The organism is Ruegeria conchae, from assembly GCF_000192475.1.
Taxonomy (GTDB): Bacteria; Pseudomonadota; Alphaproteobacteria; order Rhodobacterales; family Rhodobacteraceae; genus Ruegeria; species Ruegeria conchae.
On sequence record NZ_AEYW01000013.1, the window covers coordinates 145,468 to 171,149 of the forward strand.

General features: G+C 56.7%; 23 protein-coding genes. 10 read left to right on the forward strand and 13 right to left on the reverse strand.

Features of this window, described 5'->3' with window-relative positions; all coding sequences use genetic code 11:
- Positions 1 to 83: 83 nt before the first annotated feature.
- The 4 genes from G7G_RS0112625 to trxB all read right to left on the reverse strand — a co-directional run bounded on the left by G7G_RS0112625 (position 84) and on the right by trxB (position 5,154).
- Positions 84 to 1,802 carry a bifunctional sulfate adenylyltransferase/adenylylsulfate kinase gene (locus tag G7G_RS0112625; RefSeq protein ID WP_010441792.1) on the reverse strand — a complete coding sequence of 573 codons (1,719 nt, stop codon included), beginning with the start codon at positions 1,800 to 1,802 and terminating at the stop codon, positions 84 to 86.
- Positions 1,803 to 2,003: 201 nt separating this feature from the next.
- A complete protein-coding gene (locus G7G_RS0112630; RefSeq protein WP_010441793.1) occupies positions 2,004 to 3,659 on the reverse strand; it encodes an adenylate/guanylate cyclase domain-containing protein in 1,656 nt (551 codons plus the stop codon).
- A gap of 93 nt (positions 3,660 to 3,752) precedes the next feature.
- Complete coding sequence (locus G7G_RS23005) at positions 3,753 to 4,211, reverse strand: RES family NAD+ phosphorylase (protein ID WP_010441794.1); 459 nt, start codon at positions 4,209 to 4,211, stop codon at positions 3,753 to 3,755.
- Between the two features lies 1 nt (position 4,212).
- Positions 4,213 to 5,154, reverse strand: a complete 942-nt coding sequence (gene trxB, locus G7G_RS0112640) for a thioredoxin-disulfide reductase (RefSeq protein ID WP_010441795.1) — start codon at positions 5,152 to 5,154, stop codon at positions 4,213 to 4,215.
- Positions 5,155 to 5,381: 227 nt separating this feature from the next.
- Between trxB and G7G_RS0112645 the strand changes: the two genes are divergently transcribed.
- Positions 5,382 to 5,882 carry an Lrp/AsnC family transcriptional regulator gene (locus G7G_RS0112645; RefSeq protein ID WP_010441796.1) on the forward strand — a complete coding sequence of 167 codons (501 nt, stop codon included), beginning with the start codon at positions 5,382 to 5,384 and terminating at the stop codon, positions 5,880 to 5,882.
- A 119-nt stretch (positions 5,883 to 6,001) separates the two neighbouring features.
- On the opposite strand, the gene G7G_RS0112650 is transcribed toward G7G_RS0112645, so the two are convergent.
- The 4 genes from G7G_RS0112650 to lgt all read right to left on the reverse strand — a co-directional run bounded on the left by G7G_RS0112650 (position 6,002) and on the right by lgt (position 10,216).
- On the reverse strand, positions 6,002 to 6,784 hold the full coding sequence (locus G7G_RS0112650) for a Hint domain-containing protein (protein WP_010441797.1): 783 nt from the start codon (positions 6,782 to 6,784) through the stop codon (positions 6,002 to 6,004).
- Positions 6,785 to 7,509: 725 nt separating this feature from the next.
- Positions 7,510 to 8,268, reverse strand: coding sequence for a peptidoglycan editing factor PgeF (pgeF, locus tag G7G_RS0112655; protein WP_010441798.1), 759 nt, complete (start codon positions 8,266 to 8,268; stop codon positions 7,510 to 7,512).
- Entirely contained in the window at positions 8,265 to 9,332 is a 1,068-nt protein-coding gene (locus G7G_RS0112660) for a class I SAM-dependent methyltransferase (RefSeq protein ID WP_010441799.1), read from the reverse strand. The genes pgeF and G7G_RS0112660 overlap by 4 nt, the downstream gene beginning before the upstream one ends.
- The gene (gene lgt / locus G7G_RS0112665; RefSeq protein ID WP_010441800.1) at positions 9,329 to 10,216 is read right to left on the reverse strand and encodes a prolipoprotein diacylglyceryl transferase; all 888 of its coding nucleotides are present in this window, start codon (positions 10,214 to 10,216) and stop codon (positions 9,329 to 9,331) included. The genes G7G_RS0112660 and lgt overlap by 4 nt, the downstream gene beginning before the upstream one ends.
- A gap of 97 nt (positions 10,217 to 10,313) precedes the next feature.
- Here lgt and G7G_RS0112670 point away from each other — a divergent pair, with 97 nt between their 5' ends.
- The 5 genes from G7G_RS0112670 (at position 10,314) to G7G_RS0112690 (ending at position 13,507) form a co-directional block, all read left to right on the forward strand.
- Positions 10,314 to 10,562: an accessory factor UbiK family protein gene (locus G7G_RS0112670; protein WP_010441801.1), complete on the forward strand. Its 249-nt coding sequence runs from the start codon at positions 10,314 to 10,316 to the stop codon at positions 10,560 to 10,562.
- A 314-nt stretch (positions 10,563 to 10,876) separates the two neighbouring features.
- The gene (locus tag G7G_RS0112675; RefSeq protein ID WP_010441802.1) at positions 10,877 to 11,377 is read left to right on the forward strand and encodes a type III secretion system chaperone family protein; all 501 of its coding nucleotides are present in this window, start codon (positions 10,877 to 10,879) and stop codon (positions 11,375 to 11,377) included.
- A gap of 33 nt (positions 11,378 to 11,410) precedes the next feature.
- Complete coding sequence (proC, locus tag G7G_RS0112680) at positions 11,411 to 12,226, forward strand: pyrroline-5-carboxylate reductase (protein WP_010441803.1); 816 nt, start codon at positions 11,411 to 11,413, stop codon at positions 12,224 to 12,226.
- Positions 12,219 to 12,557, forward strand: coding sequence for a tRNA-binding protein (locus G7G_RS0112685; RefSeq protein WP_010441804.1), 339 nt, complete (start codon positions 12,219 to 12,221; stop codon positions 12,555 to 12,557). Before proC ends, G7G_RS0112685 begins: the two co-directional genes overlap by 8 nt.
- Positions 12,557 to 13,507: a 2-hydroxyacid dehydrogenase gene (locus tag G7G_RS0112690; RefSeq protein WP_010441805.1), complete on the forward strand. Its 951-nt coding sequence runs from the start codon at positions 12,557 to 12,559 to the stop codon at positions 13,505 to 13,507. Before G7G_RS0112685 ends, G7G_RS0112690 begins: the two co-directional genes overlap by 1 nt.
- Here the strand turns inward: G7G_RS0112690 and G7G_RS0112695 are convergent.
- Positions 13,504 to 14,082, reverse strand: a complete 579-nt coding sequence (locus G7G_RS0112695) for a thymidine kinase (protein ID WP_010441806.1) — start codon at positions 14,080 to 14,082, stop codon at positions 13,504 to 13,506. The genes G7G_RS0112690 and G7G_RS0112695 overlap by 4 nt on opposite strands.
- A gap of 358 nt (positions 14,083 to 14,440) precedes the next feature.
- On the opposite strand from G7G_RS0112695, the gene G7G_RS0112705 reads away from it, so the two are divergent.
- The gene (locus tag G7G_RS0112705; RefSeq protein WP_010441808.1) at positions 14,441 to 14,902 is read left to right on the forward strand and encodes a hypothetical protein; all 462 of its coding nucleotides are present in this window, start codon (positions 14,441 to 14,443) and stop codon (positions 14,900 to 14,902) included.
- A 113-nt stretch (positions 14,903 to 15,015) separates the two neighbouring features.
- Here G7G_RS0112705 and G7G_RS23705 read toward each other — a convergent pair whose 3' ends face one another.
- Together G7G_RS23705 and G7G_RS0112715 are read right to left on the reverse strand one after the other, a co-directional pair.
- A complete protein-coding gene (locus G7G_RS23705) occupies positions 15,016 to 15,660 on the reverse strand; it encodes a hypothetical protein (protein ID WP_029621981.1) in 645 nt (214 codons plus the stop codon).
- Between the two features lie 187 nt (positions 15,661 to 15,847).
- Positions 15,848 to 16,972 carry a beta-ketoacyl-ACP synthase III gene (locus G7G_RS0112715; protein ID WP_010441810.1) on the reverse strand — a complete coding sequence of 375 codons (1,125 nt, stop codon included), beginning with the start codon at positions 16,970 to 16,972 and terminating at the stop codon, positions 15,848 to 15,850.
- Between the two features lie 154 nt (positions 16,973 to 17,126).
- Here G7G_RS0112715 and G7G_RS0112720 point away from each other — a divergent pair, with 154 nt between their 5' ends.
- The 3 genes from G7G_RS0112720 to G7G_RS0112730 are packed head-to-tail and all read left to right on the forward strand — an operon-like array spanning position 17,127 to position 21,680.
- Positions 17,127 to 17,594, forward strand: a complete 468-nt coding sequence (locus tag G7G_RS0112720) for a MarR family winged helix-turn-helix transcriptional regulator (protein ID WP_010441811.1) — start codon at positions 17,127 to 17,129, stop codon at positions 17,592 to 17,594.
- On the forward strand, positions 17,591 to 18,628 hold the full coding sequence (locus G7G_RS0112725; RefSeq protein ID WP_010441812.1) for an efflux RND transporter periplasmic adaptor subunit: 1,038 nt from the start codon (positions 17,591 to 17,593) through the stop codon (positions 18,626 to 18,628). Before G7G_RS0112720 ends, G7G_RS0112725 begins: the two co-directional genes overlap by 4 nt.
- A gap of 10 nt (positions 18,629 to 18,638) precedes the next feature.
- Complete coding sequence (locus G7G_RS0112730) at positions 18,639 to 21,680, forward strand: efflux RND transporter permease subunit (RefSeq protein ID WP_010441813.1); 3,042 nt, start codon at positions 18,639 to 18,641, stop codon at positions 21,678 to 21,680.
- Here G7G_RS0112730 and G7G_RS0112735 read toward each other — a convergent pair whose 3' ends face one another.
- Complete coding sequence (locus tag G7G_RS0112735) at positions 21,681 to 22,091, reverse strand: VOC family protein (protein ID WP_010441814.1); 411 nt, start codon at positions 22,089 to 22,091, stop codon at positions 21,681 to 21,683.
- A 109-nt stretch (positions 22,092 to 22,200) separates the two neighbouring features.
- Positions 22,201 to 25,545 carry a carbamoyl-phosphate synthase large subunit gene (gene carB, locus G7G_RS0112740; RefSeq protein WP_010441815.1) on the reverse strand — a complete coding sequence of 1,115 codons (3,345 nt, stop codon included), beginning with the start codon at positions 25,543 to 25,545 and terminating at the stop codon, positions 22,201 to 22,203.
- Positions 25,546 to 25,682 lie beyond the last annotated feature (137 nt).

A 25,682-nucleotide genomic window follows, 5' to 3' on the forward strand; every position in this document is an offset into this window, starting at 1 on the left:
CACCAGATCAGGCAACGTGGGGTGTTTCAGACGAATGTGGCAGCCTCCGAATGACGGAGGCTGCCGTGACTTTTACGAGGTGCTCAACCGGCAGCGATCAATCCCATGCTTTCCAGTTTCAGCAGAACCTGATGGGCGCAGTTATCGACTTCGACATTCTCGGTCTCGACGCTAAGCTCAGGGTTTTCAGGTACATCGTAAGGGTCAGAAATTCCTGTAAATTCCTTGATTTTCCCCTCCCGTGCGAGTTTATAAAGGCCTTTACGATCGCGGCGCTCGCATTCCTCAATGCTGGTGGCCACATGTACCTCGCAGAACGCACCGAATTGTTCGATCTCTTCGCGCACGGCGCGCCGGGTGGTGGCATAAGGTGCAATCGGCGCACAGATGGCGATACCGCCGTTTTTGGTGATCTCGCTGGCCACATAACCGATGCGGCGGATGTTCAGGTCGCGGTGCTCTTTTGAGAAGCCCAGCTCAGAGGACAGGTTCTTTCGCACGATATCCCCGTCAAGCAGGGTGACAGGACGGTCCCCGGTCTCCATCAGTTTGACCATCAAAGCATTGGCAATTGTGGATTTGCCTGAGCCCGAGAAGCCCGTGAAGAACACTGTGAAACCCTGTTGAGACCGCGGCGGGAAACGATTGCGCAATTCCTGTACAACTTCGGGAAACGAAAACCATTCCGGAATCTCCAGCCCTTCGCGCAAACGTCGGCGCAGTTCCGTGCCCGAGATGTTCAGGATCGTGACGTTGTCCTTGTCCAGAATCTCGTCATTCGGCTCGTATTGGGCGCGTTCCTGCACGTAAACCATATGTTTGAAGTCGACCATCTCGACGCCGATCTCGTCCTGATATTTTCGGAACAGGTCCTGCGCGTCGTAGGGGCCATAGAAATCTTCACCAGCCGAGTTTTTGCCCGGACCGGCGTGGTCGCGACCAACGATGAAATGGGTGCAACCGTGATTTGCGCGGATCAACCCGTGCCAGACTGCCTCGCGCGGGCCAGCCATGCGCATCGCAAGGTTCAGTAGCGACATCGAGGTTGTTGAGGCCGGATATTTGTCCAGCACGGCTTCGTAGCAACGCACGCGGGTGAAATGATCCACGTCACCCGGTTTGGTCATGCCAACCACGGGATGGATCAGCAAGTTGGCCTGTGCCTCTTTCGCCGCGCGGAAGGTCAATTCCTGATGCGCACGGTGCAAAGGGTTGCGTGTTTGGAACGCGACGATCCGACGCCAGCCAACTTTGCGGAAGTACGCCCGCAATTCGTTTGGCGTGTCGCGACGGGCTTTGAAGTCATAGTGAACTGGCTGCTGGATGCCAGTGATAGGGCCACCCAAATAAACCTTGCCTGCCACGTTGTGCAGGTAGTTCACCGCCGGATGGGCATCATCATCCGCACCAAAGACCTTCTCGGCCTCGCGTGCCTTGTCCGGCGTCCAGCGGTCGGTCACTGTCATGGTGCCCAGAATGACGCCTTCCTGATCACGCAGGGCAATGTCCTGACCCAGTTCGATGGCCGCCGCAAATTCCTCATCAACGTCCAGCGTGATCGGCATTGGCCACAGCGTCCCATTGGCCAGGCGCATGTTTTCGACCACGTTGTCGTAGTCGGCTTCGCTCAGGAAACCTTTGAGCGGGTTGAACCCGCCATTCATAAGCAGTTCCAAGTCGCAGATCTGTCGGGGGCTTAGGTCCCAACTGGTTAGGTCGGCTGCTTCGACCTTCAGTTTTTGTGCGGATTCGTAAGAAACGTATAATTCAGGGATCGGGGCCAGATTGCTTAGCATCGTCATAGGAAATCTCTTATCGCAGTGTAGTTTTCTGTTGTTACAGAGGTGTTAGTGAGGCATTTGCCCCGACCTCGGTGCGATGTCCATAGACCGGTAGAAACAAAGGAGGATATGCGCGGTTTTTTCCCGAAATGGAACGATTTTCTGTTTTTTTGTTTCAGGTTATTGAAAAAATCCCGCTGCTCAAAGACATTAGGCGCATTCTCAGGCAATCTGTTCCAGGGGCGTGGTTTGCGATTCAAGGTAGGCTGCGTGTCTGACGGGCAGGGCGGGGACAGGTTCAGAGACACCCCGCAGGCTGAATTCCCGCAGATCGCGCGGATCACATTGCAACCCCGCCGCGTCCAGAACCTTGTCCGATACAAGAAGTTCGACCCCCAGCGCTTTGGTTTCGGCCTCTAGTCGGCTGGCAACATTTACCGCGTCTCCTATGATGGTGCGCGGCGCGTGTTTCGCGGCACCAATTTCGCCCAATACAAGATCACCAAGATGCAGGCCCATGCCAATACGTACGGGCTGGCTGCCTTCTGCTTCAAGCTGTTGATTGAAACGCTCCAATGCCCGCCCGATCCCAGCCGCCGCCCTTAGACCGGCACTTGCTGAACTTGCGGCATTGGCTGTTTCGAACATCGCCAACAGACCGTCGCCCATATATTTATCAACCACTCCGCCCTGCGCGGTGATCGCGGGAACGATTGCGTCGAAGAAACGATTCAACAGAAACACGATGTCATACGGCAATTGCCCGGTCGTGCGGGCGGTGAATCCGCGCATGTCCAGAAACAAAACTGCCAATTGCCGCTCTTGCCCCTGACTGGCATGCGCACGATCGCGCGCACCGTCCGGGCGAAAAACGCGAAACACGGTGAGCGGGTCGGTCGGCCGCATCTGACAGGCAAGGCGGGTACCTTTGGGCGCGCTGACGGCTTTCAGACTGCGGGCTTCGACTTCGGTAGGCGGGTGCAACTGATCGGCGCCTTCTTCAACCACAACACGACAGGTCGTGCAGCGCCCCTTGCCACCGCATAGCGCAGTATGGGGAATGCCGTTTGCGCGCGACATCTCCAAAAGGGTCATGCCTTTTTCTGACACGACTTCGGGACCGTTGACATAGCGTACCCTCACCGAATGCCGCCGCCGCCAAAGCTTGCGCCCGAGATAGACCATTCCGGTCAGCGCCAGCGCGGCCCAGAATACCCACTGCGCATAATCTTTGACTGCAAACAGGGCCTGAAACTCGTCTTGCGAGGGCCAGTTATAGTGTTCGATATACTGTTCTCGCAGATCGGGGTCAGCAAAATCGGCCCAGATACGCCGCCCCTCGGTAAGAAGACCGGCGAAGGCAAAGCCCGGTACAAAGACGGCGATGCCGATCAGATATGGAACCAGCGCGCGCCACCATGTGGTCAGCCGCAGCCACATATGCAGCCCGATACACCCGTGAATCCACACCAGCAGCAGCAATAGGCTTTGGAACCAGATCGCGGTGCTGGGCCACATCAGGATGATGATGTACCCCATTTCATCATTCACCCCGAAAATCTCATGCGCATAGCGGGTCTGGACCAGATGAGAGACTAGCTGCAGCGGGATCAACAGGCCAAGAATAACCTGAAGCGCGACGCTGAAAGGCATCCTGAGCGTACGGCGCTGCGCAAGCGAGACCAGCGCGAGACCCATGTGCATCAGCAATGCGCCATATATCACGATGCTGCCGATCTCATGGCGGTTGACAGCTTTGCGCCCGCCCTGCATCCCGTGCAGCAGGTCGGTGTGAAACAGACCGAGGCCGATATTGATGAAGTGAAAGAACGCAAAGACAAACAGCACGAGGCCGCTTGCGATTCTGAGCCGGCTCATCCATCCGCCGCGCCAAAGTGCGTTATCCAAAAGCTTACCTGTTCGTCGCGTTGCTTGAAACGATCCTGATACGGCGGTGTGCGCCGGTCAAGGTTACCTTTCGGGACGCCAATCGTTAGGCGTGCTAGCCGGCTGTATCAAATTGACCCCAGTACTGAACAACACGAGATGGCTAAGTTCGGTCCGCGAACGCGAACTGTACAACAGCCCGTCCGCGCCAACTGCGCGTGCTTCATCCGAAAATCGCCAAGTTGGGGAAGGGGTGCCGTTGTCCCGCAGGTCTTGCCAGACAATCGAGACATCGGCGCGCCCCCGCAAGTCCATCAAATGCGCTGCGGAAACCTGAAACTGTTGAATTACACGCGGTGGATCGCATGGCGAGACATAACGCCGTATGGCGATCCCAGCTCCTTCTGCGCTTAGTGAAGCATACAGGGCGAATTGGCCGGAATGATGAAACCGGCCTTCGGGTGCGCGGGCAGGTGCCAATGGGATGCCCAATTGGCTGCGGAACAGAATTCTCCAGACCGGGCCGGAGAACTCTGTGATCATTCTAGTCGTTCTCCGCCAGGAACCGCTCGGCGTCCAGCGCAGCCATGCAACCCATGCCAGCGCTCGTTACAGCCTGACGATACACATGATCGGTCAAGTCCCCGGCTGCGAAGACGCCCGGAACCGAGGTCTCGGTCGTGCCCGGTTTGGTAATGACGTAGCCCCCCATGTGGGTTTCCAAGGTGTCTTTAACCAGTTCATTCGCCGGGGCGTGACCGATAGCGACAAACACGCCTTTGCACGGGATTTCGGTGATCTCTCCGGTTTTGACGTTCTTGACCTTGACGCCTTCGACGCCCAGCGGAGCATCGGTGCCAACGACCTCGTCCAATTCATGGAACCACAGCGGCTCGATCTTTTCGTTCTTGAGCAGCCGGTCCTGCAGAATCTTCTCGGCGCGCAGCTCATCGCGGCGGTGGATCAGCGTGACTTTGCTGGCAAAATTGGTCAGGAACAGCGACTCTTCCACCGCGGTGTTCCCACCTCCGATTACCACAATTTCCTGCCCACGATAGAAGAAACCGTCACAGGTGGCACAGGCCGAGACGCCAAAGCCTTTGAATTTTTCCTCGGATGGCAGGCCGAGCCATTTGGCCCTCGCGCCTGTGGCCAGGATTACTGCATCGGCAGTATAAACTGTGCCGCTGTCACCCTTGGCCGTGAAGGGGCGCTGGCTGAGGTCCAGATCGTTGATGATGTCACCGATGACCTCGCATCCCATGGCCTTGGCGTGATCCTGCATCCGCACCATCAGATCCGGCCCTTGCACCTCGGTGTCACCGGGCCAGTTCTCGACTTCGGTAGTAGTGGTCAGTTGCCCTCCAGGCTCGATCCCCTGCACCAGAATCGGCTCCAGCATGGCGCGGCTTGCATAGACGCCAGCAGTGTATCCGGCCGGTCCCGATCCGATGATCAAAACCTTTGTGTGTCGTGTTTCAGCCATGGTATCCCCACTCGATCTGCCTTTTAGGGCAATTTTCCAATCCGGATCGATATAGCGACCACAACGCAGAGCTTAAAGCCCTTTCATATTGCAAGCTCGTGATGCGACTGATGACAGGATGATCGGGCGAACATACATTTGAGATAACGAAAATTGCTCAGTCGTGAAATATTATTGCGCCCACCGGGGCTGCTGATATAACAACCGGAAAAATTTAGGAGCATTCGATGGTCGCGACCCGATTGGATGAAATCGACCGCAAGATTCTTGCGGAGCTGCAGGCCGACGGCCGAATGACCAATGTTGAACTTGCCAAACGCGTTGGAATATCGGCTCCACCCTGTCTGCGACGGGTGCGGACATTGGAGGATTCGGGCTATATCCATGGTTACCATGCGGATGTGAACGCCCGCGAACTTGGATTCGAGGTGCAGGTTTTTGCGATGGTCGGGTTGGAAAGCCAGGCTGAATCCGAACTCAGTGCCTTTGAAGACCGTTGCCGCGAATGGCCTTTAGTCCGTGAATGCCACATGCTGAACGGCGAAGTGGATTTCATCCTGAAATGCGTTGCACCGGATCTCAGCAGTTTTCAGCAATTTCTTACGGGCGAGTTGCTAACGACGCCAAACGTTGCCAGCGTGAAAACCTCGCTCGTTATCCGAGGCGCAAAAGACGAGCCAGGCGTACCATTTGACGTACTGGAAGACCGGATGAACCAGACGGCCTGACCCTGATGCCAGATTGATCCACCGCGCATGGTGACAGCACCGCTGCCACAGCCAGGGATAGTGCCCAAATTACTAATATCTGCATGATGCCTCTACACTTGCAGTAATCGTTAACCATTTCACGCTGTTAAGGCGTCAATTTCACCATCTCCGGCCCTTGGCAAGAGCAATGGGCCAAAATCGTTCAGTGATTCGATATGTGAGAATAGATTCAGATAGATCGATCGCAAAGAGTGGCTGATCATCCGTACGGCGTTAACGCCGGGATGGTAGGTTTCGAATTGCAGACCATCAACCCGGATGACCGAATGTCGCGCGACGCAGATATGGAACAACTCGACCGGAGTCGGCGGTAGTGTTTCAATTACGCTCGTACCGTCTTGGAACTCATTCACGGGTGTCAGCATAGGTTGGCCGGCATGCAAATGGCGCATATGCGCTGGTGTCGCGAGCAGGCGTGCTGCGGGACCAGCGATAACGCCCGACATTGGTTTCTGCATTCCAAAGGTGTCGGCCATAATTCGGGTCAGCGGACGGGTCCGTCCACGCGAATCTTCGCGCCCCGGGATTAGTGTTACAGACCCCTTCCAAAGCACCGTTTCGGATGATCCGTCCTGAGTAAGAACATCATCACCGGGCATCAGGTCTTCAATGGCCATTGGACCATGCGTTGTCTCGACCAACGAGCCACGTGTAAAGGCGCAAAACGCATCTTCGAACATCGGTAAGGCCGGTGCGATATGCCTTGTCTGTGAAACATCCCCATTTTCCAGCAGGCAAGAAACTTCGTACCTTCGAAGTTGGGCCTTAGGTTTTGTTGACGGCCCAGGCACATCGCGCAACAGCGCTGACGTCTCGACCGCGTTTCTGGCAGCTTGTGCCAGAGAATTTGGAATAGCCATATATTCCGTCTCCTCTAAATACCGTCCGGGCATTTTGAACCCCCGTGCAACTGCGCCAAACGGCAATGTTCTTTGTCTTTAATCAAAGGGATAAACACCGGTCGATGCTGCACGTGCGCAGCGCCGCGAAAAGTAAACACCAATGTTCATGGTCAATTTCATGACCCCCCAGACAAACTCGTAAACTGCAGGCTTCAATTGCCCGCACGCACACGCTCCGAAACATGGTCGCAATCTCGATCGCGACCCCACATACCGAACCGGAGCATTACCCGGTATGTGGCTTGCCCGTTGAGACCGGCAGCTGGTCCCATGGGGTTGCTTGTCAGCGTCTGGCCGCCAGGCGGCGCGCGACTCTGACAGAGTGACTAGAAACCCGCTTCCAGGGCATTTCTGGTTCCTGATCCTTAATGGCCGTAAGCACGGCATTCAGAAAGCGCGATTTCATTCTCATATTCATCATCCTGCTTCGTTGGGGCGAAACGCCCGGTTCCTGTATGTCGACCAAATGTGATGCGGCTTTGCGGCACCGATAAGGCTGATCCGGGATGAATTCAGGACAATAAGAAGGTTTTAGTTACCTCTTGGCTACGTACGCCAACGCTCAGTTGCCCCAATTTCGGGTAACCGTCTGAGCATTGGTGAAAATTTGAGACGATTCTGTGACAGATAAACACAATAAATGTGGCAGAATCTGGGCGAAGTTGCCTTAATTCGGGCTAGATCTACAGCCTGATCGCTGAAATCAACCTGCCGTAATCGACCTCATTGGCGTGGGTTGAACGCCGATAGGAATAAAATCTATCAGGGTCAGAATACGTGCAGTGCTTAATCCATTCAGCTTGTCCAACACCGGCCTGACGCAAACGGTGCAGGCCAAACGCGGGTAAGTCAAAGTGCAGGCGGTCGCCTTCGCCATTTGCGAAGAAACGCGTGTTTTCCGATGAGTCAGCGACAAAGCTGTCCAGAAATTCCGGGCCAACTTCGTATGCACGTTGTGAAATGGTTGGACCAATAACCGCTGCAGTGTTTGCCCGTGTGGCCCCCAATCCCTCCATCGCATCAAGAGTTGCCTCTAGAACGCCGTCTAACGCTCCGCGCCAACCCGCGTGCGCCGCACCGATCACTTTCGCGTCAGAATCAGCCAATAGAACTGGCTGGCAATCCGCCGTCAATATCGTCAGGGCGAGGCCTGGCGTCGCCGTAACAACTGCGTCTGCTTTGGGCTTCTCGCCATTAATTGGTCCGTCCACGGTGATTACGGTCGGAGAATGCACCTGATGCACGCCGATCAAGCCCTCTGGGGTGACTTCCATGGCCTGGGCAACGCGCCAACGATTCAAGGCTACGGCCTCGGCCAGATCAGTCGATCCGGTTCCGCAATTGAGACCGGCATAAATACCGGACGAGGCGCCGCCACGACGACTGAAGAACCCGTGTCGTACAGGGGACAGAATATCAGATGTGAGGATTTCCAATGTCATGGTTCCAGTCCCGGTGGCGGTGCAGCGTGTTGCGGATATAGGCCCAGTACTTTGAATAGGTTTCCCATTTCATCCGGGTGCGTCAACCGTCGATGTGCGGATATCAGCGCCTCAAGCTGTGACCCGCTGAGCCGGGCAGCAAGAGATTGAGCACGCGCGGTGATCCCTAGTCGTTCAAGAAACACCCCTTGCGGTGTCAACCTTGAATGGACACAGCCCGCAGCGCGCGCCGCAATCGCCAATGCCTCAAAGTCGACATGCGCTGTCAGGTCAGCCTGGCCGGGTTGGTTCAATGGGTCGACTGTTTTATGTGTCTGCAAGGCTTGCAAAGTGTCTCCAAGAGATCGCCAGTCGCCATAATCGATGATGAGCCCAGCCCCGCCATTCCGTGAAATCTGCCCCGCGACGCTGCTCAGAATGGAGGATGCAGCAGCGCATAACTCGACCAGATCGCCATCCTGTGTATCCTGTAATCGTTCGTTCAGTGCAGCCTGAGGGGTCTGCGCGCCAAGTCCGAATGCAAGTGAAGTGCCGTCACCCCCGACCAATCGCTCGCGCCAACCTTCGCCGTCACGCAGGAACTGACGTACGGGAAGAGCATCGAAGAATTCGTTTGCCACCAGATACAGCGGAAGATCAGGTAGATCAGAAATGGCCTCGACCCATTGGGGTTTATAGCTCTGCAGGGTTTTGGACTGGATGCTGCGCAAGACCGGAGAGGCCTCGAACAGCATAACCTCGATCGCGTTATGAAATCCGGGAACACCTTTTGTCGCGCGCAAGATGTCTGCCATTAGCGTGCCACGACCGGGGCCAAGCTCTGCCAGTGCGACGCGTTCGGGTTTGCCCTGATCAAGCCAGCATTGCGCTAGACACAAACCGATCAACTCGCCGAACATTTGGCTGATTTCCGGAGCAGTGATGAAATCACCTTGGGCGCCCAGCGGGTCGCGGGTCGCGTAATAGCCATGCTCGGGATGCATCAGGCATTCGGTCATGTAGTCGGCGACGGTCATGGGGCCATCATTTTGAATGCGGAGGAGCAGAAGATCCTTCAGATTCATGATCTACGCCGCGCCCGCAGCGCAAACCAAAGGCCAAGTGCAATCATCGGCAATGATAAAAGCTGCCCCATGGTCAAGCCGTACCCACCCACATGCCATGCAAGCCCCAGCGGGTTGCCGGGTGTGATAAATTGGGCGTCCGGCTGGCGAAAGAACTCGACCAGGAACCGCGAAGCGCCGTAGCCTGCAAGAAACACGCCCATAATCAGACCGGGTTTCTGAAACGCGCCACGCCGATAGGCCAACCAGATCAGGAGTGCACCAAGAAGCAGCCCCTCAAGTGCTGCTTCATACAGCTGCGAAGGATGGCGGGCGCACATTCCGGCCACAACGCCGGGACAATCCTGTGCCGCGCTGCCGGGAAAGATCACCGCCCATGGCAGCTCACTGGGCCGCCCCCAAAGTTCGGCATTGCTGAAATTCGCGAGCCGCCCCAGCAGTAACCCGGGTGGCACCGTGTGGGCGACCAGATCGGCTAGCGAGAGAAGCGGAATCTTGTTGCGCTTACCGTACAGATAGCTGGCGATGATCACGCCCAGCAGGCCGCCATGAAACGCCATGCCGCCTTGCCAGACCATCAGGATTTCCAGCGGGTGCGATAGGTAGTAGGCGGGCTGATAGAAAAGGACGAAACCCAAACGGCCCCCGAGGATGACACCCAGAATGATCCAGGTGACCAAATCCTCAAGCTGGTCGGGACGCATCGGGGGTGTCTCGTCTGTCCAAAGCCCAGGTCGCCGCAGCGCCATCAGCGCCACGCGCCAAGCAATCAGAATGCCAACGATATAGGCCAGCGCATACCAGCGCAGCGCAAACTCCATCCCGAACACAGAGATCGAGAAAACGTCGGGTGACAGATCGGGAAAATTCAGTACAGCCTGCATGTGCGTCTCATTGCCCGGGGTTTACGGGGCAAGTCAACCTTGAGCCCGGGCCATTCTTTACCCATATAGAGAGCAATCGTGAAATCGGAGAAAGCCCATGCAAACCCGTAACAAGATTCTGGACGATATGTCTCAACTCATGACCAACGCCATGGGCGTGGCGCAAGGGGCGCGGGAAGAAGCTGAAAATGCGATGAAGTCGATGATGGATCGCTGGCTGGCTGATCGCGACTTTGTCACCCGGGAAGAGTTTGATGCCGTGCGGGCCATGGCGCAAAAAGCGCGCGAAGAAAATGCCGCGCTTGAACAGCGTATTGCCGCACTTGAAGCGAAGCTGGACAAGTAAGTCCGACTGAATCGCAAATTTCAGGCAAAGATGATCAGCCGCGCAATCCAGACTTGGATTGTGCGGTGTTGTGTATGATGCCGCCTTGCAGAAAATAATCAAGACAAAGCTGCGTGAGACGCCAATATTTTGATCGGCGTTGCCAACTGTCCACAACTTATTGCTGTTATCCCCAATAATTAGGGTTGCCAGAACCCGGCGTGCGTCGCACCATATTTAGTACAGACAGACTGGGGAAGCCCGGCTTGTAGAGCAGGCAACTAGCGCTGGGGCGCTGCCAGCCCCAAATTGCTAGAGATTAGTGAGGTGGCATTATGGCCCTTTCCGAGCAGTATCTCGAAGAAGACCTTCATCCGATCGACATTGTTGAACATCTTGCAGAACATCACGACTGGGATTTTGACCGGATCGGGGATGATCAGATTGCCATGGCTGTTGAAGGACAGTGGCGCACATACTCGATCACACTGGCCTGGTCGAATTACGACGAAACGCTGCGCATGGTGTGTTCGTTCGAGATGGAGCCTCCAGCCGAGCGTGAAACCGAGCTTTATGAACTGCTGAACAAGATGAATGATCAGTGTTGGGCCGGGGCGTTTACCTACTGGGCCAATCAAAAATTGATGGTCTATCGCTATGGCTTGGTACTGGCCGGTGGTCAGACCGCCAGCCCGGAACAAATCGATACCATGATCACCGCAGCGGTACTGAGCGCCGAGCGCTACTACCCCGCGATCCAACTGGTGACCTGGGGCAACCGTGATCCCGAAGAGGCAATGCAAGTCGCCATTGCAGAGGCTTACGGCCGCGCGTAAAGCTTTGCCCCAAACCATAGGGGAGGGGCAATCATGAATATCTCACGCGTTGCCGAACAGGGGTTGGTGCTTCTGGGATGCGGCAAGATGGGTTCAGCGATGCTTGCGGGTTGGTTGGAACATGGCCTGCCCGCAGCATCGGTTTGGGTGATCGATCCTTATCCCTCTGACTGGCTGAAGGCGCAGGGCGTCAACATAAACACGCCCCTTCCCGAATCCCCCGCGGTGGTTTTGGTGGCCGTTAAGCCGCAAATGATGGGTGAGGCTTTGCCTGCCATTCAGGCGCTGGGCGGTGGCGATAGTCTGTTCATTTCGGTCGCTGCCGGCACATCTTTGGCCACTTTCGAAAACGTTCTGGGTGCGGACACACCCATCATCCGAGCAATGCCAAACACACCTGCAGCGGTTCGGCAGGGGATTACGGCGCTGATTGGTAATTCGGAAGCCTCGGATGCCGATATTGTATTGGCCGAGGGATTGCTTTCGGCGATTGGCGAAACGGTGCGCCTTGATGATGAGACGCAGATGGATGCCGTCACTGGCGTTAGTGGCTCAGGTCCGGCCTATGTTTTCCACTTAATTGAAACGCTGGCACAAGCAGGTGAAGCACATGGCTTGCCGCCTGAGCTGGCGATGAAGTTGGCCAAATCAACCGTAGCCGGGGCAGGGGCGTTGGCGATGGCCGCAGATGAGCATCCCTCGCAATTGCGGGTCAATGTAACCTCGCCCAATGGCACCACGCAGGCAGCGCTTGAGGTGCTTATGCACGAAGAGGAAGGGTTCCCAGACCTGCTGCATCGTGCCGTCAAAGCCGCAACCAACCGATCCAAGGAGCTGTCTCGTGAGTGAGATCACATTTGACGAATTTCTCAAAGTCGACATTCGTGTTGGCGAGGTCGTCCGTGCTGAACCATATCCAGAGGCTCGCAAGCCCGCGATCAAGATGTGGATCGACTTTGGTGATGAGATAGGTGAGCGCAAGACGTCTGCCCAGATCACCGCCCATTACGACCCGTTGACTCTGGTGGGCAAGCAAGTGATGGCTGTTGTGAACTTCCCGCCGCGTCAGATCGGCAAGTTCATGTCCGAGGTTCTGGTGCTGGGTCTTCCGGACGAAAACGGAGAGATCGTCCTGATCGGGCCGGACGGAGAGGTTCCTACCGGGGGGCGGATGCACTAATGAAATTGCTGATTGCCCGCCCAATGACTGAGGCTGTCGAAGCCCGCGCCCGAGCAGAGTTCGACGTCGAAATTCGTGAGGCGACCTCGCCTCTAACACAAGACGAGATGGTGCGCGCGCTGACCGAATTTGATGTCGTTATCCCCACGCTCGGAGATCAGTTTTCGGCACAGGTGTTTGCCCAAACGTCTGAGCCACGCTGTAAACTGCTGGCAAATTTCGGCGTTGGCTACAATCATATTGATGTGGACGCTGCGCGGACAGCAGGCCTTTCGGTAACCAACACGCCCGGCGCTGTTACAGATGCCACGGCAGACATTGCCATGACTCTGCTGTTGGCTACCGCGCGCCGTGCGGGTGAGGGGGAGCGTCTGGTTAGATCAGGCGGCTGGGAAGGATGGCACCCGACGCAAATGCTGGGCCATCATGTAAGCGGTAAGAAGGTGGGTATCGTGGGTATGGGGCGGATTGGGCAGGCGATTGCTCAACGCTGTCATTTTGGATTTGGCATGAGCGTCGCGTATCAATCGCGTAGCCCAAAGCAGGTGGATTTCCCAACTGAGTACTTTCCCAATCTCGACGCATTGGCGGCGTCTGTAGATTTTCTTGTATTAGCCGTTCCCGGCGGGACTGAAACGCGCCATCTGGTTAACGCCGAAGTGCTGGAGGCGATGAAACCCGATGGATTTCTGGTCAACATCGCACGCGGTGAAGTCATAGATGAGACAGCGTTAATTGCTGCTTTGCGAGAAGGGCAGATCGCTGGTGCCGGATTGGACGTTTACGAATTCGAACCCGAAGTTCCACTTACTTTGCGTGAGATGCAGAATGTGACGCTGTTGCCGCATCTGGGTACGGCAACGGAAGAGGTGCGCACCGATATGGGCCATATGGCGCTGGACAATGTGGCGGCATTTGTTGCCGGGCGAGCCTTGCCCAACCCGGTCTAGTCGCCGACAACCTCGCGCCAGTGTTTGCGGCAGAGCGAAACATAGGTCTCGTTCCCGCCGATCTGGACTTGGGCCCCTTCGGTGATGGCGTTCCCGTTCTCATCCTGACGAATCACCATGGTCGCCTTGCGGCCGCATTCGCAGATGGTTCGCACTTCGCGCATCTCGTCAGCTAATGCCAGAAGTGTGGCAGATCCCGGAAAGAGCTTGCCCTGAAAATCCACCCGCAATCCGTATGTCAGCACCGGAACCTTCAGGTCGTCTACAGCACGCGCAAGCTGCCAGACCTGTTCTTCCGACAGAAACTGGGCCTCATCAATGAACACGCAGGCAATCTGCCCCTGTTTCAGACGGTTTTCGATCATGGCAAACACATCGTCGGCGGGGTGAAATTTATCCGCCTGTTCGGAAATTCCGATTCGCGAGGCGATCTGCCCCTCACCCGCGCGCCCATCGATGGCAGCGGTCATAAGATAGGTATCCATACCGCGTTCACGGTAGTTGTGCGAGGCCTGCAGTAACACGGTCGATTTGCCCGCGTTCATGGTCGAATAGTTGAAATAGAGCTTTGCCATGCCGTGGGTCTAATTCGCCTGATCGGTCTGGGCAAGCGGTCTCATGTACGGCGAAAGCGACGCCGCCATTACAGCAGCAGAGGCCGAGCAGTTGCTCTTGGGGATGGATAACCTCGCGCCCGCAACAGCGGCGTCTTCGGCCTATAGTTGGCCTATTTACTTTGCAAAGCGGTAATATTGCCCTGCAATCACTCTTTACCGGCACGAACGGCCGCCACTCACTCACAAAATCCCTGCATATCTGAGGGATAGTCAATTTATGGCATTTCAATTATGACTCGAATATGGGAAATTTCCCCACCCTTTCCCCCGGCACGGACAGGCGGGGGACAGGAACGCAGGTAACAAGGGTAGCAACATGGCAGATATCGGGGCCTATCTGAAAAAGCATACCGAGGCATTGGTAAAGGATGTCGGGATCGAAGCCGCGTGCGAGATCACTGGTAAATCCAAAGCCACCCTGGGAAGATATTATTCAGACAATGCCGAACACGTTGACCGCTTCATGCCTGTGGATGCTGTTGCGCAGTTGGAAAACGCCGCAGCTTACCCGCATGTCACCTCGGCACTGGCCGATTTGCAGGGTATCACCCTGTCTTATAACGGTCGGAATTCAGAAGGCCCTCGTACCGGTGGCGTGAATTCTGACGTCATTGCATTAAGCCAACGCTTTGCGATGCTGATGACCGAATATCAGACCGCAATCGAAGATGGCATCATCACCGTCAACGAGGCAAAGCGCTTGCTGAAAGAGACCAGCATGCTGCAGCAGGTGCTCATCGAGATGAAGCTGCACCTTGAAGAAGAAAGCGTCAGCTGACACATCCGCACTTGTTGGTGCCAAGTCTCTGCATGGATTTGCACTGATTTCTTGTTGAAGAAGGCGGCACGCAGGCCGCCTTTCTTCGTATTGGAGAAGGACAGCCCCTTCAATCAGCCTTCGTCGTTGTTGGCATTCTTTCCACGCCCGGGGCTGGCACCTTCTGAGCCATTCCCACCACCGTTGTTGCCTTTGGCCCCGCCCTTTCCGGGCTTATCACCGCCATGGCCACCTTTGCCACCGCCCTTACCGGGTTTGTCGCCACCCTTGCCGGGCTTGTCACCGCCATCACCGGGGTTGCTGCCTCCATCGCCAGGGTTGTCTCCTCCATCTCCGGGTTCGCCCCCGCCGTTTCCAGGCGTATCTCCTTCGCCAGCTCCCGTGCCTCCGCCTGCATTTGGTCCTGTGTCTTCATCTTTTTCAGCTACGGCAGACCTTAAATTCGGATCACTGCTGCGATCCTCTCCAGTCGATGCGCCGGTGATCGACGCCGTTGGAAGATCGACAAGCAAATTGGTTAGCCCTGGGCATAGCGCTGACGTGTTCTGCAAGATATCCGGCAGGTCCGAGCGTTTTTGCAGATGTTTGATAAAACCGGGCGTGACATGTGAGCAGTCGCAAAGCGATCCATAGTCACCGCTATTCGCGGCGCTGCGCGCTGTGTTGACTGTACAGACCTGAGCCTCGGCAACAGCCGCGCTGCTGGACATGACTCCGATGAATGGCGCAGCAACCAGCGCGACCATCTCAGTTTTCATCGATTTTCCCATACCTTAGGGCTCCCATCAATACTCCACTCGGATGCCCGGGGCACCCGTGTATGAAGTGTTGATCGAAGATGAAGGATCGGTGGGGCTTATCTGAAGAAATTTTCAAGCAACAATTTCGGGCTGAAACGATGCAGGCCGAAAGGAACGGGTAGGCAAAGAAATGAATATATGCCGTTTATTGGTGCCGCTTCACAATCACCGATCCTACGGAATACCCAGCGCCAAATGAGCAGATTAGCCCCACATCGCCGTCACTCAGATCATCGGAGTGTTTTGAAAAAGCAATGATCGATCCTGCCGAGGATGTGTTGGCATAGTCTTGCAGAATATTAGGTTGCTCTTCCGCCTCAGGTTCACGGCCCAGAACCTTTTTGCCGATGAAATCATTCATAGTCTTGTTGGCCTGATGCAGCCAAAGACGCTTGAGGTTATCGCTGCTGATACCCTCGGCCTCCATATGGTCGCTGATATGTTTGCTGACCATAGGCAGCACTTCCTTGAACACTTTACGCCCGTTCTGCATAAACTGCATGTCGCGGCGATCCTGAACCCCATCTGGACGAGAGCGGCGAAGGAAGCCGTTATTGTTCCGGATGTTGTTGGAAAATGATGTAGCGCAGCGGGTCGAGATGATCTCGAAATGCGGGCCATTTGCATTGTCACGGCGTTCGACCAATGTTGCTGTGGCCACATCACCAAAGATGAAGTGGCAATCCCGGTCGCGCCACTCCAGATGGCCCGAGCAAATCTCGGGGTTCACCACCAGCGCCGCACGTACCGATCCCGAACGCACCATATCAGCCGCTGCCTGTATGCCGAAGGTGGCCGAGGAACAGGCCACGTTCATGTCAAACCCGAACCCTTCGATCCCAAGTGCCTGTTGAATCTCGATTGCAATCGCCGGGTAGGCGCGTTCGTGGTTCGAGGCGGCGCAGATCACCAGATCGACATGCTCGGCATCGCGCCCTGCCTGAGCTAGGGCCTTGCGGCACGCATCCACGGCCATCTCGGTCATGATCCCAGGTTCGTCGTCGCTGCGCTGGCGCAGCGCGGGATGCATGATCTCGGGGTTCAGAACGCCGGTCTTATCCATCACATACCGGTTTTCAATCCCCGATGCTTTGACGATGAATTCTTCCGAGGAATGCTGCATCGGTTCCATCTCTCCCGCTGCAATCGCATCCGCATTTTCGGCGTTCATCCGGTCAGCATAGGCATTGAATGCTTTCACCAGTTCGGCGTTGGTGATGATGTTCTCGGGCGTATAGACGCCGGTACCGGTGATGGCAGGAGTGTACATGGCTGATCCTGAGTTCATGATCTGCACAAAATGCAGTCCCCACTGGTTTTGATCAAGATGTGTTGACCCAAGGGAATGCACACGCGGCCGCTTCAGAACTTGAATAGTTCATTATTCGAAGTATATTTCGCCGCGATTCGGATGGAAGAGACCCATGTCTGACGAAATCAGCACCCGACTAGGCCGCCTCAGCCCTGAGATTCAGGCGATGATGGGGGTCTATGCGCTTTATTGGAAACTGGAAGAGAGCTTTGATTGCATCGAAACGGACCTGAGCCATCAGGAATGTCATATGCTGATCAAGCTGGATGCGCCCAAACGTATGGGGGTGTTGGCGGCAGATATGCTGACCGTTCCGTCTACGATCACTGCGACTGCGGACGCGTTAGAACAGGCAGGCTATCTGACCCGTCAGCGTGACCCGGAAGATCGCCGCGCCTGGCTTTTGGTCCTGACCGAACAAGGCGAAGAGGCCCGCAATATGCTGGTGGCCGTGGCCGGAGAACTGTTTCGCAGCGCCTCTGGCCTGAACGCCGAAGAAACCGCTGAATTTGCCCGACTGGCGCGCAAAATCCGCGATAATATTCTGAAAACCGGAATTCCCGAGGGATTGAAGAAATGAAACTTCTGACCTCTGTTTGCCTCGCACTGTCCTTGTTGACTGCCCCAGCTATGGCGCAAGAGCCTGCAAAGCCTGTGAAACTGATGCAGGTCAGCGAAACTTCACCCGGCTTTTCGCGCCAGTTCTTTGGTCGGATCGCCGCGCGTCAGACCGTTGATCTGGCATTTCAGGTCGCGGGGCAGATCGTCGAGATGCCTGTGACCGAAGGTTTTGTTATCCCCAAAGGTGAACTGATTGCCCGTCTCGATCAGGAACCGTTTGAGCTGCAGTTTGACCGCACGCGCCTGCAGAAAGATCAGGCGGACCGCACCCTTGCCCGTCTGTCTCGACTGCGTGGAACGGCAGCCAGCCAAGTGGCTGTTGACGATGCCGAAACAGCGGCGCAATTGGCTGCGATTGCCGTACGGGACGCCGAGTACGCGTTAGAGCACGCAACTCTGACGGCTCCCTTTGACGCGCTGGTCTCAAGCCGCGCTGTTGAAGCGTTTACGACTGTTTCAGCGGGCACCCCCATCGTGCGACTCCACGATATGTCTGAACTGCGGATTGAGGTTGATGTGCCTGAAATCCTGTTTCAGCGCTCCGGGCAGCAGGATGATATCACGATTACCGCCAAGTTCCCGGTCAGCGACGAGATTTTTCCGCTGGAGATACGAGAATTCGATGCCGAATCCTCAAGCGTGGGCCAGACGTTCCGCATCCAGTTTGGTTTGACCCCGCCAGAGGGGTTGCAAATTCTACCCGGCTCCTCCGTCACGGTTACGGTGCAGGTGCAGGATGAGCGTACCGGGATCATCATCCCACCAACGGCTATAGTAGCTGATGCCAGCGGCGCGCTGGGCGTTATGGTTTTCTCGCCGGTTGGCGCCGACGAAGGCACGGTCCGCCGGGTTCCAGTTACGATCGAACCAACGCAGAGCGGCGATGTCCGCGTGCTCACCGGCCTGACCGATGGCGAAGAAATCGTCGTCGCGGGTGGGGGTGCATTGACCGAAGGTCAAACCGTCCGCCGCTTTGTCGGCTTCTCGAACTGAGGGCGGTTTCATGAGCATCGCACGCGCTTCGATCGACCGGCCGCTTTATACGTGGCTGTTCATCCTGATTGCCTTGTTCGGCGGCATCTGGGGCTTCACGTCGCTGGGTCGCCTTGAAGACCCGGCTTTCACAATCAAACAGGCGGTGATCGCCACGCAATATCCCGGTGCGACTGCTGAACAGGTGGCGCTAGAGGTCTCGGAACCGCTGGAATCCGCGATACAGCAGATGGGCGAGGTGGACGTCATCACTTCGGTCAATCGGCCCGGCCAATCGCTGATCGAGGTCGAGATAAAGTCAACCTATGACGGCAGCGAATTGCCGGACATCTGGACCCGCCTACGCGCAAAAGTGCGTGATGCCGCGCGCGGACTGCCTTCGGGGGTGGGTGCGCCCTACGTGAATGACGGGTTCGGGGATGTATTTGGACTGTTCTATGCGGTCACAGCGGATGGGTTTTCGGACGCCGAGAAACACGAGCTTGCGACATTTCTACGCCGCGAATTGCTGACTGTGAGCGGAGTCGCTGATGTCGAGGTGCAGGGCTTGCCGGACGAAGCGATTTTCATCGAACCCGACCTCTCGATCTCGGTCAATCAGAACGTGCCCTTACAGGCGATCAATGAGGCAATTGCAAACGCGGATTCGGTCAACGCCTCGGGCTCATTGCGGTCGGAAGGTGACCGGACGACGATCCTGACTGCCGAAGGCTCGGACAGCGTGTCGGCCATCGCCGGGCTGTCGGTCGGTTCGCAGGGGCAAGTGATCAACCTGTTTGACATGTCCGATGTCTATCGCGGGCGGCAGAACGATCCCGACATCATGATCCGCTTCAACGGGACCGAGGCGTTCACGCTGGGCATAGCCGGACTGGCCACCGAAAACATCGTCGAGGTCGGCCAGCGCGCGGATGCCAAACTGGCGGAACTGGATTCGGAAATTCCCTTTGGTGTCAAAATCCTGCCCATCTATCAGCAGCATGTTGTGGTCGATGAGGCCTCGAACGCCTTCCTGCTGAACCTCGCCATGTCGGTCAGCATCGTGGTTGCGGTTCTGGGCATTTTCATGGGCTGGCGCGCCGCCATTGTTGTGGGTTCGACCCTGCTGCTGACCGTTGTCGGAACGCTACTGTTCATGTCGATGTTCTCGATCGAGATGGAGCGCATATCGCTGGGTGCTTTGATCATCGCGATGGGAATGTTGGTCGATAATGCCATCGTTGTGGCCGAAGGGATGCAGATCTCGATGTTGCGGGGCAAAAGCTCTCGTGATGCGGCAGAAGATGTGGCCTCGAAAACGCAAATCCCGCTGCTGGGCGCGACGGTGATCGGGATTATGGCCTTCGCGGGGATCGGGCTCAGCCCCGATGCGACCGGGGAGTTCCTGTTCTCGCTATTCGCCGTGATCGGCATCTCACTTTTGCTTAGCTGGGTTCTGGCAATCACAGTGACACCTTTGCTCGGCCACTATTTCTTCAAGCAGGGCAAAGAAGGTGAGATTGATGCCTATGGCGGATTTCTGTTCCGCGTCTACGGAGCAGTCCTGAACTGGGCGCTGCGGTTCCGTTGGCTGGTAGTGGCAGGATTGATAGCGATCACGGTCGCTTGCTTCGCAGGGTTCGGCCTAATGAAACAGCAGTTCTTCCCCAACTCAAACACGCCGCTGTTCTTCGTGCACTACAAACTGCCGCAAGGCACGCCGATTGCCCGTACGGCGGAAGATATGGCTGTGTTTGAGGATTGGTTGGCTGAACGTGATGACGTCGTCTCAGTCGCCACGTTTGTAGGGCAGGGGGCCACGCGTTTTATGCTGACCTACGCCGCCGAGAAGCCCAACCCAAGCTATGGCCACATGATCATTCGCACCGAAACGCTCGACGATATCCCCGCCTTGCAGGCAGATCTCGAAGCATTCGGCTCAGCCCAATTCCCCGAAGGAGAGTTCCGAACCAAGCGTCTGATCTTTGGCCCGGGCGGAGGTGATCCGATCCAGGCGCGGTTCTCGGGCAGTGATCCGGTTATTCTGCGCCAATTGGCCGAAGAAGCCGTGCAAAAAATGTCAGCGGCCTCCCCGAATGCGCTGCATGTGCATCACGATTGGCGCGAGCAGGAACTGGCTGTGCAGCCAATCTATGCGACAGAACGGGCGCAAACGGCAGGTGTGTCGCGAGAAGATATTGCCGCCACGCTGCAGTTTTCGACCGATGGGATTACCGGCGGTGTTCTGCGCGAACGTGACCGCCAGATCCCGATCATCCTGCGCCGTCCGGCAGATGGGGACTATTCGATTGTCGATCAGGTGGTTTATTCCGATCAATCGGAACGGTTCGTGCCGATTGAACAGATGGTGGACGGGTTCGACTACAAAGCGCTCAATACCTTGGTTCATCGCCGTGACCGAGTGCTGACCATCACGGTTGGCGCGGATATCCCTCCTGACATGACCGCCGCACAAGTCCACTCCGAAGTGCGAAGCGCCATTGAAGAGATGGAACTGCCCATTGGCTACAGCATGGAATGGGGCGGAGAGTTTGAAGACTCGGGCGATGCGCAGGCCAGCCTAGGGCGGCAATTGCCGCTGAGCTTGCTGATCATGGTGCTAATCTCGGTGCTGCTGTTCAACGCGATCAGGCAACCGGTCATCATCTGGCTTTTGGTCCCGATGTCCGTCAATGGAGTGGTTATCGGTCTGCTTGGAACGGGTCTGCCATTCACCTTTACAGCGCTTTTGGGGCTGCTCAGCTTGTCAGGAATGCTGATCAAGAATGGCATCGTACTGGTGGAAGAAATCGATCTGGTTCGCGCCACAGGCAAAGCCCTGCGTCCCGCGATTGTCGAGGCCTCGGTCTCGCGTCTGCGCCCGGTGATGTTGGCGGCGATCACGACGATTCTGGGGATGGCTCCACTGCTGACGGATGCGTTCTTTGTGTCGATGGCGGTCACGATCATGGGCGGTCTGGCCTTTGCCACCATCCTGACCATGGTTGCTGCGCCGGTTTTCTACATGTTGTTTTTCAACCGTGAAGAAAAGCGACGTCTGGCTGCCGGCTGATCAGCTGCCGGCATCCTTTTCGGGATCATAATGGTAATAAAAACAGGATAGCTTGTTGCCATCAGGATCACGCAGATAGGCCACATAGAAACCGGGCTCGTAGTGGGGTCGCACGCCTGGCTTTCCTTCGTCTGTGCCGCCGTTTTCCAGACCAGTGGCATGGAACCGCCGGACCTGATTGGCGTTTTGCGCTGGGAAGGCGATCATCGTGCCATTGCCGGTACTGGCGGGGGCTCCATCAAACGGCCTGCAGACCCAAAAACCAGTCCCACTGTGGGGATCGGTGCCCCATCCGGCCCAGCCATCGATCCATCCGGGCAGGCGTGGTTGTTCGAGAACCGCAAAGATCGCATCAAAAAAACGGATCGCCCGTGGTAAGTCATTACTTCCGTATGTCGTATAGAGATCCATAAGCAGTCCCCCTTTGTCATCATCATGTGGAGGCCTGATGCAAAGGGGAAGTAAAAATGAAAGACCCCAGCCTGAGCCGGGGTCAAATCGCAAGAGGTTCTACCAGGATTTAGCCCTGTAGCGACTTCACTTCAACATCCTCTTCGGCCTGCGCCTTTATTGCCAGCGCTGCAGCGTGGCTTGCGGCGGCGGTGGTGTAGTAAGGGATCTTGTCATAGAGCGCGATAGAGCGGATGGCCTTGCTGTCCTCGACCGCTTGCGCGCCTTCGGTTGTGTTCATGAGCAGTTGAACCTGACCGTCTTTCAGCATGTCGACGACGTCGGGTCGGCCCTCATAGACCTTGTTGACTACTTCGCAGGCAACGCCTTGTTCTTCAAGCCAGCTTTGCGTGCCGCGTGTTGCGACAAGCGAAAAGCCCTGCTGTGTCAAAACCTGAGCGGCCTCAAGCATTGCATGACCCTTGTCTGCATCCTTGATCGAAATAAACGCACGACCCGAAGATGGCAGCACCATACCCGCCCCCATTTGCGCCTTCAGGAAAGCGCGTGGGAAGTCGCGGTCCCAGCCCATGACCTCTCCGGTTGAACGCATCTCGGGGCCGAGTATCGTATCGACGCCGGGGAAACGGGCAAAGGGCAGTACCGCCTCTTTGACCGAGAACCAGGGCATGTTCGGGTCGGCCAGAGTCATCTGGTCGGCGATCTTGGTGTCGTCTACTGTCTTGTAAGGTGGGCGTTTGGGGAAATCCGCCAGTTTTTCACCTGCCATTACGCGTGCGGCAATCGATGCAATCGCGCTGTCCGTCGCCTTAGCTACAAAGGGCACGGTACGCGAGGCGCGGGGGTTCACTTCGATCAGGTAAATCTCATCATCCTTGATCGCGAACTGGACGTTCATAAGGCCGACGACATTCAGCGCCTTGGCCAGTTTAAACGCCTGTTCTTTGATCTGCTCGATGATCTCGTCGGACAGCGAATATGGCGGCAGAGAACAAGCCGAGTCGCCCGAGTGGACGCCAGCCTCTTCGATGTGCTGCATGATGCCTGCGACGTGCACGTCGGTGCCATCGCACAGCGCGTCCACATCCAGTTCGACCGCACCGGCCAGATAGCTGTCCAACAGCACAGGACTGTCGCCCGAGACGACCACGGCCTCGTTGATGTAGCGCCGCAGCTGATCCATATCGCGCACGATTTCCATCGCGCGACCACCCAGAACGTAGGACGGGCGGATCACCAGCGGGAATCCGATCTCTTCGGCAATCTCCAGCGCTTGCTCATCAGTCGAAGCAATGCCGTTCTTCGGCTGTTTCAGGCCCAGATCGTTGACCAACGCCTGGAACCGCTCGCGGTCTTCGGCAAGGTCGATGGCGTCTGGAGTGGTGCCAAGGATCGGAATGCCTTCAGCTTCAAGCGCGTTGGCCAGTTTCAGCGGGGTCTGTCCGCCGAACTGAACGATCACACCGTGCAGCGTGCCGCTTTCCTGTTCTTTTGTCAGGATTTCCATGACGTGCTCGAAGGTCAACGGCTCGAAATACAGCCGGTCAGAGGTGTCATAATCGGTTGAAACCGTCTCGGGGTTGCAGTTGATCATGATGGTCTCATAGCCCGCTTCGGTCAGAGCGAAACAGGCGTGGCAGCAGCAATAATCGAACTCGATCCCCTGGCCGATCCGGTTCGGACCACCACCAAGGATGACGACCTTTTTGCGGTCGCTCGGGCGCGCCTCGCACTCAACCTCACCCATCATGGGGGCCTCGTAGGTCGAGTACATGTAGGGTGTCTGCGCTTCGAACTCAGCGGCGCAGGTGTCGATGCGTTTGAAGACAGCATTCACACCCAGATTGCGGCGGGCGCGGCGAACATTGTCTTCGTCGCGGCCGGTCAGATTGCCGAGGCGCGCATCCGTGAAGCCCAGCATTTTCAGCTTGCGGATACCGTCCTCGGTCACCGGCAGGCCGTCTTTACGAACTTGACGCTCGGCGTCGATAATCTCGCGGATGCGAGCTAGGAACCATGGGTCAAACTTGGTAACGCCGAAAATCTCATCATCAGTCAGGCCGTGGCGCATCGCCTGGGCAATGGTGCGCAGACGATCTGGGGTCTGCTGGCTGATTGCCTTGATCACGGCAGCTTTGTCGTCGGCTTCTTCCCAAACACCTACATTCAGGCCGGGGATTTCAATCTCATCAAAGCCGGTCAGACCCGACTCCATCGACGCCAGGGCCTTCTGCATCGATTCGTGGATCGTGCGGCCGATCGACATGGCCTCGCCCACCGATTTCATTGCAGTGGTCAGGTAGGGCTCAGAACCTGGGAATTTTTCAAAGGCGAATTTCGGGATCTTGGTGACGACATAGTCGATGGTCGGCTCGAACGAGGCCGGTGTGACTTTGGTGATGTCGTTGTCCAATTCGTCCAGCGTATAGCCCACGGCCAGTTTCGCGGCGATCTTTGCAATCGGGAAACCCGTCGCTTTCGATGCCAGCGCGGACGACCGGGAAACGCGGGGGTTCATCTCGATCACGACCATGCGGCCGTCATCCGGGTTAATCGCCCATTGCACGTTCGAGCCGCCCGTTTCGACGCCGATTTCACGCAGCACGGCAATCGAGTGATTGCGCATGATCTGGTATTCTTTGTCGGTAAGCGTCAGGGCAGGGGCCACTGTGATCGAGTCACCTGTGTGCACGCCCATCGGATCGACGTTTTCGATGGAACAGACGATAATGGCGTTGTCGGCGGTGTCGCGCACCACCTCCATCTCATATTCTTTCCAGCCCAGCAGGCTTTCGTCGATCAGGATCTGACCCACGGGCGAGGCATCCATGCCCGAGCGGCAAATATGGATGTAGTCCTCGCGGTTATACGCCACACCACCGCCGGTGCCGCCCAACGTGAAAGCGGGGCGAATGATGGCGGGCAGGCCCACGGTTTCAAGCGTGTCCAGCGCCAGCGCCACGCCCGCGTCGAGGTCCTTCTTGCCGTCCTCATCCTTGGGCGCGGTCACGATTTCGGCCTTGGGGTTTTCGATACCCAGCCGGTCCATTGCTTCGCGGAACAGAGCACGGTCTTCGGCCATTTCAATGGCGTCGCGTTTGGCGCCAATCATCTCGACACCGAACTCGTCCAGCACGCCCATCTCTTCCAGTGCCAACGAAGTGTTCAGGCCGGTCTGTCCACCCATTGTGGGCAGCAGGGCATCGGGGCGTTCTTTTTCGATGATCTTGGCGACAACCTCGGGCGTGATCGGTTCGATATAGGTCGCATCGGCCAGACCGGGGTCGGTCATGATCGTGGCCGGGTTCGAGTTCACCAGGATAACGCGGTAGCCTTCTTCGCGCAGAGCCTTGCAAGCCTGTGCACCGGAATAATCAAACTCGCACGCCTGACCGATAACAATGGGCCCCGCCCCGATGATCATGATCGACTGGATGTCGGTTCTTCTCGGCATGGCCTTGTTCCTTCGATTGTCCGCGAGTCAGGGCACCGCCCCAGCGCCCAAATTGTCCTGCGTTATAGGGACCGCGCGAAAAGGTGCAAGAGGTATCGGAAATGGGTTTGAAATTGCCGCTTTCCCCTCTTTCCCTC

What these genes read in the sequence shown, in the direction of transcription:
- G7G_RS0112705 (WP_010441808.1), top strand. Translation starts at nt 14,441, where the DNA reads ATGGCAGATATCGGGGCCTATCTGAAAAAGCATACCGAGGCATTGGTA.
- G7G_RS0112650 (WP_010441797.1), bottom strand. Translation starts at nt 6,784, where the DNA reads ATGGCTATTCCAAATTCTCTGGCACAAGCTGCCAGAAACGCGGTCGAG.
- carB (WP_010441815.1), bottom strand. Translation starts at nt 25,545, where the DNA reads ATGCCGAGAAGAACCGACATCCAGTCGATCATGATCATCGGGGCGGGG.
- G7G_RS0112695 (WP_010441806.1), bottom strand. Translation starts at nt 14,082, where the DNA reads ATGGCAAAGCTCTATTTCAACTATTCGACCATGAACGCGGGCAAATCG.
- G7G_RS0112625 (WP_010441792.1), bottom strand. Translation starts at nt 1,802, where the DNA reads ATGACGATGCTAAGCAATCTGGCCCCGATCCCTGAATTATACGTTTCT.
- pgeF (WP_010441798.1), bottom strand. Translation starts at nt 8,268, where the DNA reads ATGACATTGGAAATCCTCACATCTGATATTCTGTCCCCTGTACGACAC.
- G7G_RS23005 (WP_010441794.1), bottom strand. Translation starts at nt 4,211, where the DNA reads ATGATCACAGAGTTCTCCGGCCCGGTCTGGAGAATTCTGTTCCGCAGC.
- G7G_RS0112660 (WP_010441799.1), bottom strand. Translation starts at nt 9,332, where the DNA reads ATGAATCTGAAGGATCTTCTGCTCCTCCGCATTCAAAATGATGGCCCC.
- G7G_RS0112630 (WP_010441793.1), bottom strand. Translation starts at nt 3,659, where the DNA reads ATGAGCCGGCTCAGAATCGCAAGCGGCCTCGTGCTGTTTGTCTTTGCG.
- lgt (WP_010441800.1), bottom strand. Translation starts at nt 10,216, where the DNA reads ATGCAGGCTGTACTGAATTTTCCCGATCTGTCACCCGACGTTTTCTCG.
- G7G_RS0112730 (WP_010441813.1), top strand. Translation starts at nt 18,639, where the DNA reads ATGAGCATCGCACGCGCTTCGATCGACCGGCCGCTTTATACGTGGCTG.
- G7G_RS0112720 (WP_010441811.1), top strand. Translation starts at nt 17,127, where the DNA reads ATGTCTGACGAAATCAGCACCCGACTAGGCCGCCTCAGCCCTGAGATT.
- trxB (WP_010441795.1), bottom strand. Translation starts at nt 5,154, where the DNA reads ATGGCTGAAACACGACACACAAAGGTTTTGATCATCGGATCGGGACCG.
- G7G_RS0112715 (WP_010441810.1), bottom strand. Translation starts at nt 16,972, where the DNA reads ATGTACACTCCTGCCATCACCGGTACCGGCGTCTATACGCCCGAGAAC.
- G7G_RS0112670 (WP_010441801.1), top strand. Translation starts at nt 10,314, where the DNA reads ATGCAAACCCGTAACAAGATTCTGGACGATATGTCTCAACTCATGACC.
- G7G_RS0112675 (WP_010441802.1), top strand. Translation starts at nt 10,877, where the DNA reads ATGGCCCTTTCCGAGCAGTATCTCGAAGAAGACCTTCATCCGATCGAC.
- proC (WP_010441803.1), top strand. Translation starts at nt 11,411, where the DNA reads ATGAATATCTCACGCGTTGCCGAACAGGGGTTGGTGCTTCTGGGATGC.
- G7G_RS23705 (WP_029621981.1), bottom strand. Translation starts at nt 15,660, where the DNA reads ATGAAAACTGAGATGGTCGCGCTGGTTGCTGCGCCATTCATCGGAGTC.
- G7G_RS0112690 (WP_010441805.1), top strand. Translation starts at nt 12,557, where the DNA reads ATGAAATTGCTGATTGCCCGCCCAATGACTGAGGCTGTCGAAGCCCGC.
- G7G_RS0112645 (WP_010441796.1), top strand. Translation starts at nt 5,382, where the DNA reads ATGGTCGCGACCCGATTGGATGAAATCGACCGCAAGATTCTTGCGGAG.
- G7G_RS0112735 (WP_010441814.1), bottom strand. Translation starts at nt 22,091, where the DNA reads ATGGATCTCTATACGACATACGGAAGTAATGACTTACCACGGGCGATC.
- G7G_RS0112725 (WP_010441812.1), top strand. Translation starts at nt 17,591, where the DNA reads ATGAAACTTCTGACCTCTGTTTGCCTCGCACTGTCCTTGTTGACTGCC.